The sequence below is a fragment of the Pseudomonas sp. GW822-FHT06B12 genome, assembly GCF_058799675.1.
The window spans coordinates 428,403-448,779 of sequence record NZ_JBXALR010000002.1 but is presented as its reverse complement, the minus strand read 5'-3'; the positions used below and the strand labels follow the sequence as shown (position 1 = coordinate 448,779).

The window sequence follows — 20,377 nt, the reverse complement described above, 5'->3', positions numbered from 1 at the left end:
CATGACTGCGCCCTGGCAGCCGTTGCTCGAATGGTGGTTCGGTTTAGCCGAAGCGCCTGATGATGTAGCGGCTGACAAGGGCAAGTTGTGGTTCGGTAAGCGTGACAGCCAGGACCTCGAAGCGCGCACGCGTTTCGGGGATCTGGTGGAACAGGCACTGGCCGGCGGATTGACCGAGTGGACGCAACGTCCCGAAGGTTGGCTGGCCCTGGTGCTGTTGCTCGACCAGTTACCGCGAATGATCTTTCGCGAAACCCCCAAATCCTTCGCAGGCGACTTGAGAGCTCAGGCTCTGGTGGCGCAAGGCATTGCCGCGGATTTCGATCGGCAACTGCTGCCCATCCAGCGGGTATTCATCTACCTGGTGTTCGAGCATTGCGAAAATCTGGCGGTGCAGAGCGAAGCCGTCTCACGTTTTACCGACTTGCTGGATCAGCAGCCGGAGGGGGATCGGGCGGTGTTTGCCGATAACCTTGATTACGCTGAACGGCATCAGAAGATCATCGCTCGGTTTGGACGGTTTCCCCATCGCAACGAGATTCTTGGGCGGGAGAGTACGCCTGAAGAGTTGGCGTTTTTGAGCGGGCCGGGGGCGCGGTTTTAACTACTGTGCCGAGCTCACGAATTCATTTGAAGAAGTCGTTTCATCAACAGGGTTGGCAGGTTTTTTCGCGTGTCGGCAATGATGTGGATGTAAACAGTCTTGTCCCGTACTTCATAAATGACCCGGTTCTTCCCTGACAGGATCTGTCGATACTGGCTGATGTTGAGCCTTTCGATTTCTTCTGGGATTGAGCCTGCATAAGGCTGTGTCGCCAAATGGCGAATGGCGGCCCTCAGAGCGGTATAGGTGACTTGCCACGTTTGGGAAGAGAAGTGTTTGGTGAGGTAGCTACGGAGTTCTTTGAGGTCTGTTTCTGCGGACTGAAGAATGACGACATCGAAGCTCATTGATGATCAGCCCTGTCCAGCTCCGCGAAAACGTCCTCCGCATTTCGAAATTTACCTTCTTCGATTTCACGGTTGCCCATTGCCAGTAGCTTCAGCAGGGCCATTGTGTCTTCTTGCTCTTCGAAGCTTTTCACATCCATGACAACCAGTTTTGCTTCACCATTTTGGGTGATGACCAAGGGTTCACGGCTCTCGGTGATGGTCTTGACGATTTCGGCGGTGTGGCTTTTCAGGTAGCTGATGGGTTTTATTTGAGAGGAAAGCTTCATGAAATCGATCTCCTTCTGGTAGATAGGACTGAGTTTAGTCTTAATTCAGTCCTTCGTCAGTTTCACCTGACAGGCGCACGTAATGTGCGCCACTTGGATTAAATTCTGAAACTACCCACCAACTGCTTCAACCGCGCCGCCTGCTGCTCAAGATCGGCGCACGCGCGCAAGGTCGATTGCAGGTTCTCCACGCCTTCCTGGTTCAGTGTGTTGATCTCGGTGATGTCGACGTTGATCGATTCGACCACGGCCGTCTGTTCTTCGGTAGCGGTGGCTACCGACTGGTTCATGCCGTCGATTTCGCCGATGCGCTGGGTCACGCTACCCAAGCGCTCACCGGCCTGGTTGGCGATGCCGACGCTGGTTTCGCTCTGGCGCTGACTGTCGGTCATGATGGCGACGGCTTCACGGGCGCCGACTTGCAGCTCTTCAATCATCTTCTGCACTTGCTGCGCCGAATCCTGGGTGCGGTGGGCGAGGTTGCGCACTTCGTCGGCCACCACCGCGAAACCACGTCCGGCCTCGCCGGCACGCGCCGCTTCGATGGCGGCGTTGAGGGCCAGCAGGTTGGTTTGCTGCGAGATGCTGGTGATCACTTCGAGAATCTGCCCGATGTTCACCGTGTTGCTGTTCAGCGTTTCGATGTTGCCGCACGAGTCACTGATTTTTGCCGACAGCTGCTGCATCGCTGCGATGGTTTTATCCACCACTTGCTGGCCGTCTTCGGCCAGGCTGCGGGCGTCGCTGGAGTGTTGTGAGGCGAGGGCCGCGTTCTGGGCGATTTCCTGGGCGGCGGCGCCGAGTTGGTTGATCGCCGCCGCCACGCTGCTGGTGCGCGAGGCTTGCTGATCGGAATTGAACATCGACGAGTTGGAGGCGCTGACGACACGCAGGGCGACTTCGTTGACTTGGCCAGTGGCCGACGAGACTTCGCGGATCGAGGTGTGAATACGCTCGACGAAACGGTTGAACGAGGTACCCAGCGCCCCGAACTCGTCCTGGCCATGAATGGTCAGGCGTCTGGTCAGGTCGCCTTCACCTTCGGCGATGTCATGCATGGCGCGGCCCATGGTCAGCAACGGCTGCATCAAGACGCGGATCAGCATGCCGAGCAGCGTGATGATGATCACCACGGCAATTACCATGGCGATGATCGCCGAGGTGCGGAATTCGCTGAGCATCGAGAATGCGGTGTCCTGGTCAAGCACCAGTGCCACGTACCAGTCAGCCGACGGTACGCCGTTAACGTGGGTGAACGAGATGAACTGGGCCTTGCCGTCCACCTCGACTTCCTTCATGCCGGGGCTGACCTTTGGCGCGCCAGCGGGATAGGCCTCGGCGAGGTTTTTAAGCACCAGTTTGCTGTCCGGGTGAATCAGGATCTTGCCGTCGCTGCTGACGATGAACGCGTGGCCGTGGCCGCCGAAGTTCAGCGAGTTGATGATCGCACTGACGCTGCTCAGGTCGATGTCTGCGCCGGCCACGCCAATCATCTGGTTCTGATGCTGCACGGGCGTGGCAACAGTGATCACCAGCTTGCCCGAGGACGCAGCGATGTAGGGTTCGGTGACGATGGTCTGCTGTGCGCTGTTGGCGGCTTTGTACCAGCCACGGGCGCGTGGGTCATAGTCCGCCGCGCGATTGCCGGCCGGTACCGAGAACATTACGCCGTCGGCACCGCCGAAGTAGCTCAACTGAAAGTTGCTGGTGTAGGCCGGCAGGCCGACGGCGCGTTTCAGGCTGTCCAGCGCCGGGCCGTCGACGGCCACTTGCTGGGCCAGCGATTGCAGCAACTGAATGCGGCTTTCCAGCCAGGTCTGGATGTTGCTGGTGGTCAGGCTGCCGAGTTCCTGCATCGAGGACTCGGTGCTGCTGCGCAGGGTTTGGCGCTGACGGTAGTCGTTGAACAGAATAAAACAGGCGAACGCTACGGCAACCACAAGGGCAGCAGCGAGCAGGATCTTGTGGCTGAACTTCATGTTTCTGGTCATTAAAGGCGCTACCGCGGGAGGACTGATCAACAGGAGCGTCAAATTGCCGCAGGAGAGGGCTTGGCGCTGCTTCTATGTCGACAGGGCAGCGCCAAAGATTAGGCGGGTTTTACAAAAACCGACGAAATGTCGGGCAATGGGAAAAAATGCCTGATTTTGGGGCGAAATGCCGATTTTACCATTCAAGAAATACCCGCTGCCGGTGGGAACCAGACGGGGGTTTTCTCTTCTAAGCTTCTGGTTGGCAGCCATGCCTTCCCCTCTTTCCAGGAGTTACACCATGTCGCTGCGATCTATCGCCTTGCTGTCGTTTTGCGTGCTGTTGGCCGCGTGCAGCAAGATCAACCAGGAAAACTATTCGAAACTGTCGACGGGCATGCCCAAGGCCGAGGTCGAAACCTTGCTGGGAAAACCTGCTGATTGTTCAGGCGCGTTGGGCATGTCCAGCTGCACCTGGGGCGACAAGAACAGCTTTATCAGCGTGCAGTATGCCGGTGACAAAGTGCTGATGTTTTCCGGGCAAGGCCTGAAGTAAACCGGGGCCGAACGCCCACGGGAGAAAAATAATGATGCGGTTAGTAATAGTTCTTTTGGCCGGTCTGTTGTTGGCCGGCTGCGCCACTTCTGGCGATGATTCGCTGGCGCCGAAAACGGTCCATAGCGTCAACCTCAAGCGTTACCAGGGTAAATGGTACGAGTTGGCGCGCATGCCCATGTACTTCCAGCGTAACTGCGCGCAATCCGAAGCCCATTACACCCTCAAGACCGATGGTGACATGGACGTGTTGAACCGTTGCCTGACTCCCGAGTGGAAATGGGAAGAGGCCAAGGGCACGGCAACGCCGCAGATTCCCGGCAAGAACGACAAGCTGTGGGTGAACTTCGATAACTGGTTTACCCGGTTGTTGCCAGGCATGAGCAAGGGTAATTACTGGGTGCTGTATGTCAGCGATGACTACCAGACCGCGATTGTCGGTAGCCCCAATCGGCGCAACCTGTGGCTGCTGTCACGCAAGCCGGAAGTCAACGCGGATACCCGCGAGGAACTGCTGAGCAGGGCGCGTCAGCAGGGTTACGACACCACACGTCTGATCTGGCGGGTGTCGGACACCAAAATGGCCCAGACCTCGAAGTAAGCACGAGCGAATACCAAATGTGGGAGCGAGCTTGCTCGCGATAGCGGTCTGTCAGTCAACATCATTGTTGAACCTGATGGCCCTATCGCGAGCAAGCTCGCTCCCACAGGTTTTTTGGTGTTATCCGAGTAAGTCGCGCAAGACTTGGGTGAACGCACGGTTACTTTCTTCTTCGCCCGCGTGATGCCCATCGCGCACTACCCACTTGCCGTTCACCAGCACGTCGCGCACCTGGCGGTCACCACCGGCAAACAGCCAACGGTTCAGAATCCCGTCGCCACTGGCGGTTGCCAGGTAAGGGTCGTTGCCGTCGAGCACCAGCCAGTCGGCGCGTTTGCCGACTTCCAGTGCGCCAATTGGCTGGCCCAGCGCTTGTGTGCCACCGTCGAGCGCGGCGTCGTACAGGGTGCGCCCGACCATCGGTTGATCGGCGCCATACAAGCGGTTACGTCGCTGATCGCGCAGGCGCTGGCCGTATTCCAGCCAACGCAATTCTTCCACCACGCTCAGCGACACATGGCTGTCGGAGCCAATGCCCATGCGTCCGCCTTGAGCGAGGAAGTCCACAGCCGGGAAAATTCCGTCACCCAGGTTGGCCTCGGTGGTCAGGCACAGGCCAGCGATGGCGCGACTCTTGGCCATCAAACTGACTTCTTCCGGGTTGGCGTGGGTTGCGTGGACCAGGCACCAGCGCTGATCGACGTCGGTATTTTCATACAGCCATTGCAACGGACGGCGACCGCTCCAGCTCAGGCAGTCGTCGACTTCCTTTTGCTGTTCGGCGATGTGGATGTGCACCGGGCATTGCTTGTCGCTGGCCGCCAGCACTTCGCTGATTTGCTGCGGCGTGACCGCACGCAACGAGTGGAAGCACAGGCCCAGTTGTTGCGCCGGTTGCTGCGCCAGCAGTGGCTGCAAGCGTGCTTGTAGTTTCAGGTAGTTTTCAGTGCTGTTGATAAAACGCCGCTGACCTTCATTCGGCGCCAGACCACCGAAGCCTGCGTGGCTGTAGAGCACGGGCAGCAAAGTCAGGCCGATGCCGGAGGCGCTGGCCGCCTGGCTGATCTGCAACGACAGCTCGGCCGGGTCCGCATACGGATGGCCGTTGTTGTCGTGGTGCACGTAATGGAATTCGGCGACCGAGGTGTAACCGGCCTTGAGCATTTCGATGTACAGCTGGCGGGCGATGATCCCGAGTTGTTCCGGACTGATTTTTCCGACGAGGCGATACATCAGATCGCGCCAGGTCCAGAAACTATCGTTCGGATTACCCGCTACTTCGGCCAAGCCAGCCATCGCCCGCTGGAAAGCGTGGGAGTGCAGATTCGGCATGCCCGGCAGCAACGGACCGCTCAACCGTTCGGCGCCTTCAGCGCTGGCATCGGCCTGGATGTGGGTCAGCAGGCCATCGGCGCTGACCTCAAGACGTACATTGTTGGCCCATCCACTAGGCAGTAGCGCGCGTTCGGCAAAGAAGGCGGACATGGTTCAGTACCCCATCGTGTGTTATTTGTATATACATATACAGACGTTTGCCTGCTCGGTAAACTCCGGCAAGCTAGTGACTTTCATCAACGAACAAGGATTTCCTGTGCCGACTCCGCCTGTAGTCTCTCCGCTGAGTGCCAATCTGGGCGACAGTCCGGCGCCCTTGTACGCTCGCGTCAAACAGATGATCACCCAGCAAATCGACAGTGGTAACTGGCCGCCGCACTACCGCGTGCCGTCGGAAAGCGAACTGGTCAGCCAGTTGGGTTTCAGCCGCATGACCATCAACCGCGCTCTGCGCGAGATGACGACTGACGGTCTGTTGGTGCGCATGCAGGGCGTCGGCACCTTTGTCGCCGAACCCAAAAGCCAGTCCGCATTGTTCGAAGTGCATAACATTGCCGACGAAATCGCCTCCCGAGGTCATCGCCACACCTGCAAGGTGATCACCCTGGAAGAAGAGGCCGCCGGTTCCGAACGTGCTTTGGCGCTGGACATGCGTGAAGGCCAGAAGGTTTTTCATTCGCTGATCGTGCATTTCGAGAACGATATTCCCGTGCAAATCGAGGACCGTTTCGTCAATGCGCTGGTCGCGCCGGAATACCTCAAGCAGGATTTCACCCTGCAAACGCCTTACGCCTATCTGAATCAGGTTGCACCATTGACCGAAGGCGAGCACGTGGTCGAAGCGATTCTTGCCGAGCCTTCCGAATGCAAATTGCTGCAGATCGAAAAAGGCGAGCCGTGCCTGCTGATCCGCCGTCGGACCTGGTCCGGGCGCCAGCCGGTGACGGCCGCTCGTCTGATTCATCCAGGTTCCCGCCATCGTCTGGAAGGGCGGTTTCACAAATAAAGAGCCATCAACAAGAGGCGAAAATGGGTCAGTTGAGCGTTTTACGTGCGGCGAATTATCCGCGCATGCCGTGGAAAAACGGCGGCGGCAGCACCGAAGAAATCACCCGCGATGCAGGGACAGGCCTGGATGGCTTTGGCTGGCGCCTGTCGATTGCCGATATCGGTGAGTCGGGCGGCTTCTCCACCTTTGCCGGCTACGAGCGGGTCATCACCGTGCTGCAGGGCGAAGGCATGACCTTGACGGTCGACGGACGGAGTACGCGGCCACTGTTACCGCTGGACCCGTTTGCGTTCAGCGGCGAAAGCCAGGTTTCCTGCACGCTGCTTGGCGGTGCGATTCGCGACTTCAACCTGATTTATGCGCCGAATCGTTACCATGCGCGGTTGCAGTGGCTGAAGGGCGAGCAACGGTTTTTCAGTTCAACCGGAACGTTGCTGGTTTTCAGCGCGGCTGACGCACTTGAGGTTCGGATTGATGGGAGCCCAGCCCATGCTCTGGGTCGACATGATTGCCTGCAACTGAGCGGTAACACCGGGCTGCTGGACGTTTCTGTCAGCGGCCAGTGCTGCGTGATTGAACTGACAGCGCTCTGATCCCGTCTCCTTAAAAAGATCGCAGCCTGCCAGCTCCTACATTGATCGTGTTCACCGTAACAATTGCGGATGGACGCCAATTCTGTAGGAGCTGCCGGAGGCTGCGATCTTTTGCTTTCCGTCCCCCCGAAATTCGTTTCCCTGTGCGCACCAATTTGTTACCGAACGCCCCAGCGTGGCGCAAAACCGCGCTCAGGTAACAACTGTCACTCCTCGAAAAAATCCTTCCCCAAAAAATATCGACACCCGGAAACCCCTTGTCCCAAGGGCTTTTCAGCCAGATTCAGCACTTTGTTGAACCGCCATCCAGAAAGTTGGCCGCTTGATTGCATATGCTTGTATGTACAAGTAAAGACGTATGCGTATGAGTCACGAAGACTCGACCATCGTCCACTGATTCGCCGGTGTGCACATTTCGCCCATTGGCTTGCTCGCCCACTGTCTGGGCTGGTTTGGATTGATTGCTGAGGAGTTTTTTTCGTGACTGACAATACCCAGAAACCAACGAAATACCGTGACGTAGAAATCCGTGCTGCCCGCGGCAACAAGCTGACCGCCAAGAGCTGGCTGACCGAAGCGCCGCTGCGCATGTTGATGAACAACCTCGACCCGGAAGTTGCCGAGAACCCTAAAGAACTGGTGGTTTACGGCGGTATCGGTCGCGCGGCACGTAACTGGGAATGCTACGACAAGATCGTCGAGAGCCTGACCAACCTGAATGACGACGAAACCCTGCTGGTGCAATCCGGTAAGCCGGTCGGCGTATTCAAGACTCACAGCAACGCCCCGCGCGTGCTGATCGCCAACTCCAACCTGGTGCCACACTGGGCGAGCTGGGAACACTTCAACGAACTCGACGCCAAAGGCCTGGCCATGTACGGCCAGATGACTGCCGGCAGCTGGATCTACATCGGCAGCCAGGGCATCGTTCAGGGTACCTACGAAACTTTCGTTGAAGCCGGTCGCCAACACTACAACGACAACCTCACCGGTCGTTGGGTCCTGACCGCAGGTCTGGGCGGCATGGGCGGCGCTCAACCACTGGCCGCTACCCTGGCTGGCGCGTGCTCGCTGAACATCGAATGCCAACAAGTGAGCATCGATTTCCGTCTGAAAAGCCGTTACGTCGACGAGCAGGCCAAAGACCTCGACGACGCGCTGGCGCGCATCGCCAAATACACCAAAGAAGGCAAAGCGATTTCCATCGCTCTGCTGGGTAACGCGGCAGAAATCCTGCCGGAATTGGTCCGTCGCGGTGTGCGTCCGGACATGGTCACCGACCAGACCAGCGCCCACGATCCGCTGAACGGTTACCTGCCAGCCGGTTGGACCTGGGAAGAGTACCGCGCTCGCGCCAAGACCGAGCCGGCTGCTGTGATCAAAGCCGCCAAGCAATCGATGGCCGTGCACGTCAAAGCGATGCTCGACTTCCAGAAAATGGGCATTCCGACCTTCGACTACGGCAACAACATCCGTCAGATGGCGCAAGAAGAAGGCGTCGAGAACGCATTCGACTTCCCAGGCTTCGTACCAGCCTACATCCGTCCGCTGTTCTGCCGTGGTATCGGTCCATTCCGTTGGGCTGCACTGTCGGGCAACGCTGAAGATATCTACAAAACCGACGCCAAGGTCAAAGAACTGATCCCGGACGACGCCCACCTGCACAACTGGCTGGACATGGCGCGCGAGCGCATCAGCTTCCAGGGTCTGCCGGCACGTATCTGCTGGGTGGGTCTGGGTCTGCGCGCCAAGCTCGGTCTGGCGTTCAACGAAATGGTCCGCAGCGGCGAGCTGTCGGCACCGATCGTGATCGGCCGCGACCACCTGGACTCCGGTTCGGTGTCGAGCCCTAACCGCGAAACCGAATCCATGCAGGATGGCTCCGACGCCGTGTCCGACTGGCCACTGCTCAATGCCTTGCTCAACACCGCGAGCGGCGCGACCTGGGTTTCCCTGCACCACGGTGGCGGCGTCGGCATGGGCTTCTCCCAGCACTCGGGCATGGTAATTGTCTGCGACGGTACTGACGAAGCGGCCGAGCGTATCGCTCGCGTGCTGCACAACGACCCGGCTACCGGCGTTATGCGTCACGCCGATGCCGGTTATCAGATCGCTATCGACTGTGCCAAGGAGCAGGGCCTGAACCTGCCGATGATCACCGGTAAATAACGCAGTACTTGTGGGAGCGAGCTTGCTCGCGATGAGGCCAGCACATTCAACACCTGTGTTGGCTGACACATCGCTATCGCGAGCAAGCTCGCTCCCACAAAAGCAGGGCCCCTATACAGCGGTTTCACAGTGATTTCCCTGAACAATCCACAGAGGTTGAACCATGGCTAACGATGATCGTGCACGCAGTAAACCGTTGATCGAGAAACGTTCGATCGACTACATCCCGGAAGCGGAAAGACACGGTCGTCTATTGAGTCAGTTCACCCTGTGGTTGGGTGCCAACCTGCAAATCACCGCGATTGTGACGGGTGCATTGGCGGTGGTACTGGGCGGGGATGTGTTCTGGTCGTTGATCGGTTTGCTGATCGGCCAATTGCTCGGCGGTGGCGTCATGGCGCTGCACGCAGCCCAGGGCCCGCAACTTGGCTTGCCACAAATGATCTCCAGCCGCGTGCAGTTTGGCGTGTATGGGGCGGTGATTCCGCTGGTGCTGGTATGCCTGATGTACATCGGCTTCTCGGCCAGCGGCTCCTTGCTGGCGGGGCAGGCGGTAGCACAGTTGCTGCACGTCGAAGACTGGGTCGGTATCACGCTGTTCGCAGGCTCGATCATGGTCTTCACCATCTTCGGCTACCGGGTGATCCACGGCATTGGCCGGGTCGCCAGTGTGCTGGGCGTGGTGGCGTTCATCTACCTGTTCTACAAACTGCTGGCCGGTAACGACATCGGCGCGCTGCTGGGTAACAAGCACTTCTCGGTGGCGAGTTTCCTGTTGGCGGTGTCGCTGTCGGCGTCCTGGCAGATCGCGTTCGGCCCTTATGTGGCGGACTACTCGCGTTACCTGCCGCGCAGCACCTCTGCGTCGAAAACCTTCTGGGCCGTTGGCCTGGGTTCGGTGATCGGTGCACAGGCGTCGATGGTTTTCGGCGTGTTCGCCGCAGCCCTGGCCGGTTCGCAGTTCGCTCACCACGAGGTGTCGTTCATCGTCAGCCTGGGCGGTACCGGGATTGTCGCGGCACTGCTGTACTTCGCCGTGGCTTTCGGCAAAGTCACCGTGACCACGTTGAACGCCTACGGCAGCTTCATGTCGATCGCGACGATCATCAGTGGCTTCCGTGGCAGCCGCCACATTGGAAGCGGTGTACGCCTGTTGTACATCTTCATCATGGTGTCGCTCGCCGCTGCTCTGGCATTGCTCGGCAAGGACTCGTTCCTCAAGGAATTCTCCGCGTTCATCCTGTTCCTGCTGGCGTTCTTCACGCCGTGGAGCGCGATCAACCTGGTGGACTTCTACTGCATCACCAAAGAACGCTATGACATTCCGGCACTGTCCAACCCAGAGGGTCGCTACGGTCGCTGGAACATCATGGGCATCAGCATTTACGTGTTCGGCGTGTTGATTCAAATGCCGTTCATTTCCACCCACTTCTACACCGGCCCTCTGGTCGCGAGCCTCGGTGATACCGATATCTCGTGGATCATCGGTCTGGTGGTCCCGGCAGCGATGTACTACTTCGCCGCCAAGAAGTGGCACAGCAAAGTACCCGAGCGCCTGATCCTGCCGGTAGAGCAGGGCGACGCTTCAGAAGCGAAAACAAGTGGGGCTGGCCGCGTTGCAGCAATCTGATTGGACGGAACTGGCGAAGATCTTCATGAAGGAACATCCTGAGATCTGGCAGGTGTGGGTCACCACCGACACTGCCAGGAAAATCAACGCGGAACTGTAGGTCGAACCTCCCGGCTAACCGAGAGGCTGGCCGGGACGTTCGCTACATCCACTTGATTGAGAGTCTCTTATGTTTCCCGAAAGCTTCACCTTTTCCATCGCCGACTGGGTCAACACTTGGGTTGATTCGCTGGTCGTCAACTACGGAGATGTGTTCCGCCACATCTCCGACACCTTGCTGTGGGCCATCGTCAACCTCGAAGGCCTGCTGCGTGCGGCGCCGTGGTGGTTGATGCTGGCGATCGTTGCCGGTATCGCCTGGCATGCCACTCGTAAGCTGGTGACCACGGTGGTGATCGTTGGTTTGTTGTTCCTGGTGGGCGCTGTCGGCCTCTGGGACAAGCTAATGCAAACGTTGGCGCTGATGCTGGTGGCGACGGTTATTTCGGTGCTGATCGGCATTCCGCTGGGCATCCTGGCGGCGCGCAGCAATCGTCTGCGTTCGGTGCTGATGCCGCTGCTCGACATCATGCAAACCATGCCCAGCTTCGTGTACCTGATCCCGGTGCTGATGCTGTTCGGTCTGGGCAAGGTCCCGGCGATTTTCGCCACGGTGATCTACGCCGTACCGCCGCTGATTCGCCTGACCGATCTGGGCATTCGCCAGGTCGATCGTGAAGTGATGGAAGCGATCAATGCCTTCGGTGCCAACCGCTGGCAGCAACTGTTTGGCGTGCAACTGCCGCTGGCCCTGCCGAGCATCATGGCCGGGATTAACCAGACGACCATGATGGCCCTGTCGATGGTGGTGATCGCCTCGATGATCGGTGCCCGTGGTCTGGGTGAGGACGTGCTGGTGGGGATTCAGACCCTCAATGTCGGACGTGGTCTTGAAGCCGGTCTGGCGATCGTGATTCTGGCGGTGGTCATCGACCGCATTACCCAGGCCTACGGTCGTCCACGGCATGAGGTGAGCCAATGAACAACGCCGCCAAGATCGAAGTCAAAAACGTTTTCAAGATTTTCGGTGACCGTTCGGCCGAAGCGCTGAACATGATCCGACAGAACATGAGCAAGGATCAGGTATTGGCCGAGACTGGCTGCGTGATCGGTGTGAACGATCTATCGTTGAGCATCGCTACCGGCGAAATCTTCGTGATCATGGGCTTGTCGGGTTCCGGCAAGTCGACACTGGTGCGTCACATCAACCGCCTGATCGACCCGACCAGTGGCGCGATCCTGGTGGACGGCGTGGACATCCTGCAATACGACATGGAAGCCCTGCGCGAATTTCGTCGGCACAAGATCAGCATGGTGTTCCAGAGCTTCGGTCTATTGCCGCACAAAAGCGTGCTGGATAACGTTGCCTACGGCCTGAAAGTGCGCGGTGAAACCAGGCAAGTGTGCACCGAGCGCGCGCAGCACTGGATCAACACCGTGGGCCTTCAAGGCTACGAAAACAAATACCCGCATCAGCTGTCCGGCGGTATGCGTCAGCGTGTGGGCCTGGCCCGCGCTCTGGCAGCGGACACTGACATTATCCTGATGGATGAAGCGTTCAGCGCCCTCGACCCATTGATCCGTGCCGAGATGCAGGACCAGTTGCTCGAACTGCAAAAGACTTTGCACAAGACCATCGTGTTCATCACCCATGACCTCGATGAAGCCGTGCGCATCGGCAACCGCATTGCGATCCTCAAGGATGGGCGGTTGATCCAGGTCGGCACGCCGAAGGAGATCCTGCATTCGCCGGCCGATGAATACGTCGACCGATTTGTCCAGCGTCGCGCGGCGACGGTTTAAGAGAGCTGCCATGTCCCAAACCGAATTTATTTTGAAAGACCCGCTATTGCTGCAAACCGCGTTACCGAAGCTGTACTGATTTCTACAAAAGCCAGCGTGCCAAGGCGCCTCCCTCCAAAAAGCGGGAAGCGACGGACAACGGAATCATCCGGAGCGTCTGGTCAGTGCGTGTAAATAAATAGACAACAAACTCTCAAAAGGAGAATGAATGTGACTGCTCTGAATCTTATCCCTGGCCAACTGAGCCTTGCCCAACTGCGTGCTGTTTATCAGCAACCCGTCAAAGTCAGCCTCGACGACAGTGCGTCGGCCCAGATCGAAGCCAGCGTCGCCTGCGTGGAACAGATCCTTGCGGAAAACCGTACCGCGTACGGCATCAACACCGGTTTCGGCCTGCTGGCTTCGACCCGCATTGCCAGCGAAGACCTGGAAAACCTCCAGCGCTCGCTGGTGTTGTCTCACGCTGCCGGCGTGGGCGAGCCGATCAGCGACGCCCTGGTGCGTCTGATCATGGTGCTCAAGGTCAACAGCCTGAGCCGTGGTTTCTCCGGCATTCGCCGGGTGGTGATCGACGCGCTGATCGCCCTGATCAACGCTGAGGTGTACCCACATATTCCGTTGAAAGGTTCGGTCGGTGCTTCCGGCGACCTGGCGCCGCTGGCCCACATGTCGCTGGTGCTGCTGGGCGAAGGCAAGGCGCGCTACAAAGGCGAATGGATGGAAGCCACTGAAGCGCTGAAAGTCGCCGGTCTGACTCCGCTGACCCTGGCTGCGAAAGAAGGTCTGGCGCTGCTCAACGGTACTCAGGTGTCCACCGCTTACGCACTGCGTGGCCTGTTCGAAGGCGAAGATCTGTTCGCCGGTGCTCTGGCCCTTGGCGGTCTGACCGTTGAAGCCGTGCTGGGCTCGCGCTCGCCATTCGACGCTCGCATTCATGCTGCTCGTGGTCAAAAAGGCCAGATCGATGCCGCAGCCGCTTACCGCGACCTGTTGGGTGAGCGCAGCCAGGTTTCCGATTCGCACCAGAACTGCGAAAAGGTTCAAGACCCGTACTCGCTGCGCTGCCAGCCACAAGTCATGGGCGCCTGCCTGACTCAGTTCCGTCAGGCCGCTGAAGTGCTGGCGATCGAAGCCAACGCCGTGTCGGATAACCCATTGGTATTCGCGGCTGAAGGTGACGTGATCTCTGGCGGTAACTTCCACGCTGAACCGGTCGCCATGGCTGCCGACAACATGGCCTTGGCCATCGCTGAAATCGGCTCGCTGAGCGAACGCCGCATCTCGCTGATGATGGATAAGCACATGTCGCAACTGCCGCCATTCCTGGTGGCCAACGGTGGTGTGAACTCCGGCTTCATGATCGCCCAGGTGACCGCGGCTGCTCTGGCCAGCGAAAACAAGGCACTGTCGCACCCGCACTCGGTGGACAGCCTGCCGACTTCCGCCAACCAGGAAGACCACGTTTCCATGGCGCCTGCCGCTGGCAAGCGTCTGTGGGAAATGGCCGAAAACACTCGCGGCGTTCTGGCTGTCGAGTGGCTGGCTGCCTGCCAGGGTCTGGACCTGCGTGATGGTCTGAAGACTTCGTCGAAACTGGAAAAAGCTCGCAGCACCCTGCGCGCCAAAGTACCGTTCTACGAGAAGGACCGTTTCTTTGCTCCGGACATCAACGCCGCGAGCGAGCTGCTGGCTTCGCGCTGCTTGAATGAACTGGTGATGGCGAAGTTGCTGCCTAGCCTGTAACGGCCCCATCGCGAGCAGGCTCGCTCCCACAGGTTCAGCGTGATCCTTGTAGGCGCGGGCTTGCTCGCGATTCGATTTTGCGTCGATAAGAACAACTAAGGACGAGAAATGCAAAAGCCAGCAAACGGCTTGAAACGCGGGCTATCTGCCCGACATATTCGCTTCATGGCACTGGGGTCGGCGATCGGCACCGGGCTGTTTTACGGTTCTGCCTCGGCCATCCAGATGGCCGGTCCTGCGGTGCTGCTTGCGTACCTGATTGGTGGCGCAGCGGTGTTCATGGTCATGCGCGCCCTCGGCGAGATGGCTGTGCACAACCCGGTCGCAGGTTCTTTCGGTCAATACGCCAGCACTTACCTGGGACCGATGGCAGGTTTCATCCTCGGATGGACGTACGCATTCGAAATGGTCATCGTCGGCATGGCCGACGTCACTGCGTTCGGTATTTACATGGGCTTCTGGTTCCCGGAAGTCTCTCGCTGGATTTGGGTATTGGGCGTCGTTTCCATCGTCGGCGGCTTGAACCTGTGCAACGTCAAAGTCTTCGGTGAAATGGAGTTCTGGCTGTCGCTGCTCAAGGTCGCCGCCATCGTTGCGATGATCCTCGGGGGCTTCGGCATCATGCTGTTCGGTATCAGCACGGCCCCTGGCCAAGTGACCGACATCAGCAACCTCTGGACCCAAGGCGGCTTCATGCCTAATGGCATGGGCGGTCTGATCGCTTCGTTCGCGGTGGTGATGTTTGCGTTTGGCGGTATTGAAATCATCGGCGTCACCGCCGGTGAGGCCAAAGACCCGCAGCACGTGCTGCCTCGTGCAATCAACGCCGTACCGTTGCGGATTCTGCTGTTCTACGTGCTGACGATGCTGGTGCTGATGTCGATCTTTCCTTGGCAGCAGATCGGTAGCCAGGGCAGCCCGTTCGTGCAGATCTTCGATAAGCTGGGGATCAGCTCGGCGGCCACCATCCTTAATATTGTGGTGATTACGGCGGCGATTTCGGCGATCAACAGTGACATCTTCGGCGCTGGCCGCATGATGTTCGGTCTGGCCCAGCAAGGGCACGCACCGAAGGGCTTCGCCCACCTGTCGCGCAATGGCGTGCCATGGATGACCGTGGTGGTGATGAGCGTCGCGCTGCTGCTGGGCGTGTTGTTGAACTACCTGATTCCGGAAAACGTGTTCCTGCTGATCGCGTCCATTGCGACCTTCGCAACGGTCTGGGTCTGGCTGATGATCCTGTTCACTCAGGTGGCGATGCGTCGCTCCATGACGCCTGAGCAAGTCGCGCAACTGAAATTCCCGGTACCGTTCTGGCCTTATGCGCCGATGGCGGCGATTGCGTTCATGCTGTTTGTCTTTGGCGTGCTGGGCTACTTCCCGGATACCCAAGCGGCGCTGATCGTCGGCGTGGTCTGGATCGCGTTGCTGGTGCTGGCCTACCTGATGTGGGTCAAGCCGGCGGCAGGGCAGGCGGCTTTGGTCGCGCGTGATCCTTCTTTTTCTCATCGATAACTAACGGAGGCCTCGGATGAAAACTCTCTGGCAACACTGTCACGTTGCAAGCATGGCGCAGGGCACTTACTCGATCATCGAGGATGCCGCCATCGTGACGTCAGGAGCGCACATTGAGTGGATCGGCCCACGTAGCGAGCTGCCGTCCGGCGAATACCCCGAGGTCCATGACCTCGCGGGGGCCTGGGTCACGCCGGGCCTGATCGACTGCCACACCCACACGGTGTTCGGTGGCAACCGCAGCGGCGAGTTCGAGCAGCGTCTGCAAGGCGTGAGCTATGCAGAAATCGCGGCGGCCGGTGGCGGCATCGCCAGCACCGTGCGTGCCACGCGTGCGGCGACCGAGGACGAGCTGTTCGCCAGTGCGAAGAAACGCCTGAAAAGCCTGATGCGTGATGGTGTGACCAGCATCGAGATGAAATCCGGTTATGGCCTCGACCTGGCCAGCGAGCGGAAAATCCTGCGGGTGATCCGCCGCCTCGGCGCCGAACTGCCGGTCAGCGTGCGCAGCACCTGCCTGGCCGCTCACGCCTTGCCGCCAGAATACGCCGACCGTGCCGACGACTACATCGACCACATCTGTGCCGAAATGCTGCCGGCGCTGGCTGCCGAAGGTCTGGTGGATGCGGTGGATGCGTTCTGCGAATACCTGGCATTTTCGCCAGCGCAGGTCGAGCGGGTGTTCGTCGCCGCGCAGAAACTCGGTTTGCCGGTGAAGTTGCATGCCGAGCAGCTGTCGTCCCTGCACGGCTCCAGTCTGGCGGCGCGTTATCACGCGCTGTCGGCTGACCATCTGGAGTTCATGACCGAAGACGATGCCATCGCCATGGCCGCCTCCGGCACTGTTGCCGTGCTGCTGCCGGGAGCGTTCTACTTCCTGCGTGAAACCCAATTGCCGCCGATGGATGCCTTGCGCAAGCACGGGGTGAAAATAGCTATCGCCAGCGACCTCAACCCCGGCACCTCGCCGGCGCTGTCGGTTCGGTTGATGTTGAACATGGCCTGCACCTGTTTCCGCATGACCCCGGAAGAGGCCCTGGCCGGCGCGACCATTCACGCCGCCACGGCATTGGGCATGGGGCACACTCACGGCTCGCTCGAAGTCGGAAAAGTCGCCGACTTCGTGGCCTGGCAGATCGATCGCCCAGCCGACCTGTCGTACTGGTTGGGTGGTGATCTGGAAAAACGCGTCGTGCGTCACGGCGTTGAAGTCGAGTTATAGGAGAACAGTTGTGGATAAGGTTCTGAGCTTCAAACAAGGCCGGGTGCCGCTGCTGATCAGCATGCCTCACGCTGGCGTGCGTCTGACGCCGGCGGTTGAAGCCGGTTTGATCCCTGAGGCGCAAAGCCTGCCGGACACTGACTGGCACATTCCCACGCTCTACGAATTTGCCGCTGAGCTGGGTGCCAGCACCCTGGCTGCCGAGTATTCGCGGTTCGTCATCGACCTCAACCGGCCGTCCGACGACAAGCCGTTGTATGTCGGTGCGACGACCGGCCTGTACCCGGCGACATTGTTCGACGGCGTGCCGTTGTTCCGCGAAGGGCTGGAGCCGTCGGTCGAGGAGCGTGCGACCTATCTGGAGAAAGTCTGGACGCCGTACCACAGCACCTTGCAGCAAGAACTGGCGCGGCTGAAGGCCGAGTTCGGTTATGCACTGCTGTTCGATGCGCACTCGATTCGTTCGGTAATCCCGCACCTGTTCGATGGCAAGCTGCCGGACTTCAACCTTGGCACCTTCAACGGCGCCAGTTGCGATCCACAGTTGGCCAGCCAGCTGGAAGCCATCTGCGCCCGGCACCCGGACTACAGCCACGTGCTCAACGGGCGCTTCAAGGGCGGCCACATCACCCGTCATTACGGCAACCCGGCCGAAAATATCCACGCGGTGCAGCTGGAACTGGGGCAGTGCACCTACATGGAAGAGGTCGAGCCGTTCCGCTATCGGCCTGATCTGGCGGCACCGACGCAAGTGGTGCTCAAAGAGCTGCTGCAAGGGTTGTTGGCGTGGGCGCAGAAGCACTACTGCGCATAATTCTGTGGGAGCGAGCTTGCTCGCGATGAGGCCATCGCATTCAACATTGCTGTTGCCTGTCAGTCCGCCATCGCGAGCAAGCTCGCTCCCACAGGTTTGCGGTCGTCTCGATACCTGCTATGAACAGTCGCCACCGTGCAAGACACGGTCGCCTCAGGGCGCTTTTGTCGTTCAGACGCTGAGTAACGTTGTGGGCACGGTGCATGAAGACACCGGGCCCACAATAACCAGCTGCCGAGCGAGCCCTCCCGATGAAACGACTGTTCAACCGCTGTCTGTTAATCCTTACCGGCACCGCACTTCTGAGCGCCAACACCTTTGCCAGCGAACCGGCGTCCTGCCAGTCCGTGCGCATGGGCGTGGTCAACTGGACCGATGTGATCGCCACCAGTGGCATGGCCGATGTCTTGCTCAATGGGCTTGGCTACGAAAGCAAGCAAACCAGCGCCGTGCAGCAAATCATTTTCGCCGGTATCCGCGACAAACGCCTGGATATCTTCCTCGGCTACTGGAAGCCGGCGATGGACAAGAACATCGCGCCGTTCATCGCCGCCAATCAACTCAAAGTCATGGACAAACCCAGCCTGTCTGACGCCCAGGCGACCCTCGCGGTGCCTGACTATGTTGCGGCGGCGGGTCTGAAAACCTTCGGCGATATCGCCAAATTCAAAGACCAGTTGGGCGCCAAAATCTACGGCATCGAACCGGGCAGCGGCGCCAACACCACCATCAAAACCATGATCGAGACCAATCACTTTGGCCTCAAGGACTTCAAACTGATCGAATCCGGCGAGGCCGGCATGCTTGCCGCCGTGCAGCGTGCGGTCAATCGCAAGGAGTTCGTGGTGTTCGTCGGCTGGACCCCGCATCCGATGAACATCAACATGAAGATCAACTACCTGACCGGCAGCGAAGATGTCTACGGCCCGAACGAAGGTGCAGCGACTGTCTCGACCGTGACCGCGCCGGATTACGCCCAGCGTTGCCCCAACGTGAACCGTTTGCTGGAAAACCTGACGTTCACCGCCGCCCAGGAAAGCCAGTTGATGGTGCCGATCATGGAGCGCAAGACCGCTCAGGATGTCGCCCGGCAGTGGCTGCGTGATCACCCTGAGGATCTTCAGCGTTGGTTGGCAGGTGTCAGCAGTTTCGATGGCAAGGACGGTGTGAAGGCGGTACAGGCCAGCCTGAAACTCTGAGTGGCCGAGAACCTTATGCCTGACTATCCGATCTCTGCGCAGCTCTCGGCATTTGTCGAGAGGACCCTCAGCTTCAACAGCACCGACAGCAGCCTGGAGGGGCTGCGTCATGCTTACAGTCAAATGTGCCGGGCGTTCACCAAGGCTCGCCCGCAAGGGCTGGAGGTCGCCGACTTCGCGCTGGAAGGTGTTTCGGTACGCGCCTACCAGCCAGCGGTTTCAGCGCCGGATTCGGGCTGGCCGTGCATTTTGTATCTGCACGGCGGTGGCTGGGTGGTAGGGGATCTGGATTCGCACGACTTCATCTGCGCCGAACTGGCGATGGTTCTGGGCGTGTTGGTGATTGCTGTTGATTACCGACTGGCGCCGGAGCATCCATTCCCGGCGGCGTTCGATGATTGCCTGAGTGTATGGCGAGCCCTTTGCGTAGGGGCGAGCCCGTTTGTGCTGGATGCGACGCGGATGCTGGTGGCCGGTGACAGCGCCGGCGGCAATCTGGCCGCCGCGTTGTGTCTGGCGTTGCGCGACCGGGGCGAGCGCTTGCCCTGCGCGCAAGTCTTGATCTATCCAGGACTGGGCGGTGACGCCAGGCTCCCATCGCGCAGCGAATGTGCCGACGCGCCGCTGCTCAGCAGCAGCGACCTGGACTGCTATCACGCGTTGTACTTGCGCGGCACACGGCAACCGTCGGCCTACGCCATGCCATTGCTCGCCGATGATTTCAGCGGTTTGCCACCGACGATGATCGCCGTCGCGCAGTTCGACCCGCTGCGCGACGACGGTGTCACTTATGCCCGGCGACTTGAAGCCGCAGGGGGCGAGGTCAGTCTGTATTCAGGCAAAGGGCTGGTTCACGGCTGTTTGCGGGGGCGCGGCCAGGTTGCGGAAGTGGATCTGCTGTATGAAAACCTGCTGGCGTATTTGCATCGGTTTCTTGTAAGCGAAGTCTGATTTTTCGC

At 59.3% G+C, this 20,377-nt stretch carries 20 protein-coding genes and 1 pseudogene; 15 read left to right on the top strand and 6 right to left on the bottom strand.

Annotated features, from left to right (window positions below; genetic code table 11):
* The first annotated feature begins 1 nt into the window (after position 1).
* On the top strand, positions 2–604 hold the full coding sequence (locus tag AC1RKH_RS06715; protein ID WP_493061974.1) for a DUF924 family protein: 603 nt from the start codon (positions 2–4) through the stop codon (positions 602–604).
* A gap of 14 nt (positions 605–618) precedes the next feature.
* On the opposite strand, the gene AC1RKH_RS06710 is transcribed toward AC1RKH_RS06715, so the two are convergent.
* The 5 genes and pseudogenes from AC1RKH_RS06710 to AC1RKH_RS06690 all read right to left on the bottom strand — a co-directional run bounded on the left by AC1RKH_RS06710 (position 619) and on the right by AC1RKH_RS06690 (position 3,463).
* Positions 619–951, bottom strand: a complete 333-nt coding sequence (locus tag AC1RKH_RS06710) for a type II toxin-antitoxin system RelE/ParE family toxin (RefSeq protein ID WP_123423987.1) — start codon at positions 949–951, stop codon at positions 619–621.
* Positions 948–1,220: a type II toxin-antitoxin system Phd/YefM family antitoxin gene (locus tag AC1RKH_RS06705; RefSeq protein WP_123423986.1), complete on the bottom strand. Its 273-nt coding sequence runs from the start codon at positions 1,218–1,220 to the stop codon at positions 948–950. The genes AC1RKH_RS06710 and AC1RKH_RS06705 overlap by 4 nt, the downstream gene beginning before the upstream one ends.
* Before the next feature lie 98 nt (positions 1,221–1,318).
* Positions 1,319–2,083, bottom strand: coding sequence for a methyl-accepting chemotaxis protein (locus AC1RKH_RS06700; protein WP_404942513.1), 765 nt, complete (start codon positions 2,081–2,083; stop codon positions 1,319–1,321).
* A gap of 93 nt (positions 2,084–2,176) precedes the next feature.
* Positions 2,177–3,199 (bottom strand): annotated as a pseudogene (locus AC1RKH_RS06695) (HAMP domain-containing protein); the annotation flags it as partial.
* An 84-nt stretch (positions 3,200–3,283) separates the two neighbouring features.
* Positions 3,284–3,463: a hypothetical protein gene (locus tag AC1RKH_RS06690; RefSeq protein WP_493061975.1), complete on the bottom strand. Its 180-nt coding sequence runs from the start codon at positions 3,461–3,463 to the stop codon at positions 3,284–3,286.
* A gap of 28 nt (positions 3,464–3,491) precedes the next feature.
* Here AC1RKH_RS06690 and AC1RKH_RS06685 point away from each other — a divergent pair, with 28 nt between their 5' ends.
* A complete protein-coding gene (locus AC1RKH_RS06685) occupies positions 3,492–3,746 on the top strand; it encodes a hypothetical protein (RefSeq protein WP_007933963.1) in 255 nt (84 codons plus the stop codon).
* 31 nt (positions 3,747–3,777) lie between these two features.
* On the top strand, positions 3,778–4,347 hold the full coding sequence (locus AC1RKH_RS06680; RefSeq protein ID WP_493061976.1) for a lipocalin family protein: 570 nt from the start codon (positions 3,778–3,780) through the stop codon (positions 4,345–4,347).
* Between the two features lie 120 nt (positions 4,348–4,467).
* Here AC1RKH_RS06680 and AC1RKH_RS06675 read toward each other — a convergent pair whose 3' ends face one another.
* Positions 4,468–5,832 carry a formimidoylglutamate deiminase gene (locus tag AC1RKH_RS06675; RefSeq protein ID WP_493061977.1) on the bottom strand — a complete coding sequence of 455 codons (1,365 nt, stop codon included), beginning with the start codon at positions 5,830–5,832 and terminating at the stop codon, positions 4,468–4,470.
* Between the two features lie 187 nt (positions 5,833–6,019).
* Here AC1RKH_RS06675 and hutC point away from each other — a divergent pair, with 187 nt between their 5' ends.
* The 12 genes from hutC to AC1RKH_RS06615 all read left to right on the top strand — a co-directional run bounded on the left by hutC (position 6,020) and on the right by AC1RKH_RS06615 (position 20,369).
* The gene (gene hutC, locus AC1RKH_RS06670) at positions 6,020–6,688 is read left to right on the top strand and encodes a histidine utilization transcriptional repressor HutC (protein ID WP_236721995.1); all 669 of its coding nucleotides are present in this window, start codon (positions 6,020–6,022) and stop codon (positions 6,686–6,688) included.
* Between the two features lie 23 nt (positions 6,689–6,711).
* Positions 6,712–7,284 (top strand): HutD/Ves family protein, encoded by a 573-nt coding sequence (locus AC1RKH_RS06665; protein ID WP_493061978.1) that lies wholly within the window; start codon positions 6,712–6,714, stop codon positions 7,282–7,284.
* A gap of 480 nt (positions 7,285–7,764) precedes the next feature.
* Complete coding sequence (gene hutU, locus AC1RKH_RS06660; protein WP_493061979.1) at positions 7,765–9,453, top strand: urocanate hydratase; 1,689 nt, start codon at positions 7,765–7,767, stop codon at positions 9,451–9,453.
* Between the two features lie 163 nt (positions 9,454–9,616).
* The gene (locus tag AC1RKH_RS06655; protein WP_123423980.1) at positions 9,617–11,083 is read left to right on the top strand and encodes a purine-cytosine permease family protein; all 1,467 of its coding nucleotides are present in this window, start codon (positions 9,617–9,619) and stop codon (positions 11,081–11,083) included.
* Between the two features lie 169 nt (positions 11,084–11,252).
* On the top strand, positions 11,253–12,104 hold the full coding sequence (locus AC1RKH_RS06650; RefSeq protein WP_493061980.1) for an ABC transporter permease: 852 nt from the start codon (positions 11,253–11,255) through the stop codon (positions 12,102–12,104).
* A complete protein-coding gene (locus tag AC1RKH_RS06645) occupies positions 12,101–12,925 on the top strand; it encodes a quaternary amine ABC transporter ATP-binding protein (RefSeq protein WP_493061981.1) in 825 nt (274 codons plus the stop codon). Before AC1RKH_RS06650 ends, AC1RKH_RS06645 begins: the two co-directional genes overlap by 4 nt.
* A 204-nt stretch (positions 12,926–13,129) precedes the next feature.
* A complete protein-coding gene (gene hutH, locus AC1RKH_RS06640; protein ID WP_123423977.1) occupies positions 13,130–14,668 on the top strand; it encodes a histidine ammonia-lyase in 1,539 nt (512 codons plus the stop codon).
* Positions 14,669–14,776: 108 nt separating this feature from the next.
* Positions 14,777–16,183 (top strand): amino acid permease, encoded by a 1,407-nt coding sequence (locus AC1RKH_RS06635; protein WP_493061982.1) that lies wholly within the window; start codon positions 14,777–14,779, stop codon positions 16,181–16,183.
* Positions 16,184–16,199: 16 nt separating this feature from the next.
* Positions 16,200–17,405, top strand: coding sequence for an imidazolonepropionase (gene hutI, locus AC1RKH_RS06630; protein ID WP_493061983.1), 1,206 nt, complete (start codon positions 16,200–16,202; stop codon positions 17,403–17,405).
* Between the two features lie 10 nt (positions 17,406–17,415).
* Positions 17,416–18,219, top strand: a complete 804-nt coding sequence (gene hutG, locus AC1RKH_RS06625; protein WP_493061984.1) for an N-formylglutamate deformylase — start codon at positions 17,416–17,418, stop codon at positions 18,217–18,219.
* Positions 18,220–18,470: 251 nt separating this feature from the next.
* Positions 18,471–19,418 carry a choline ABC transporter substrate-binding protein gene (locus AC1RKH_RS06620; RefSeq protein ID WP_493061985.1) on the top strand — a complete coding sequence of 316 codons (948 nt, stop codon included), beginning with the start codon at positions 18,471–18,473 and terminating at the stop codon, positions 19,416–19,418.
* A 15-nt stretch (positions 19,419–19,433) separates the two neighbouring features.
* The gene (locus AC1RKH_RS06615) at positions 19,434–20,369 is read left to right on the top strand and encodes an alpha/beta hydrolase (RefSeq protein WP_493061986.1); all 936 of its coding nucleotides are present in this window, start codon (positions 19,434–19,436) and stop codon (positions 20,367–20,369) included.
* Positions 20,370–20,377: the final 8 nt, after the last annotated feature.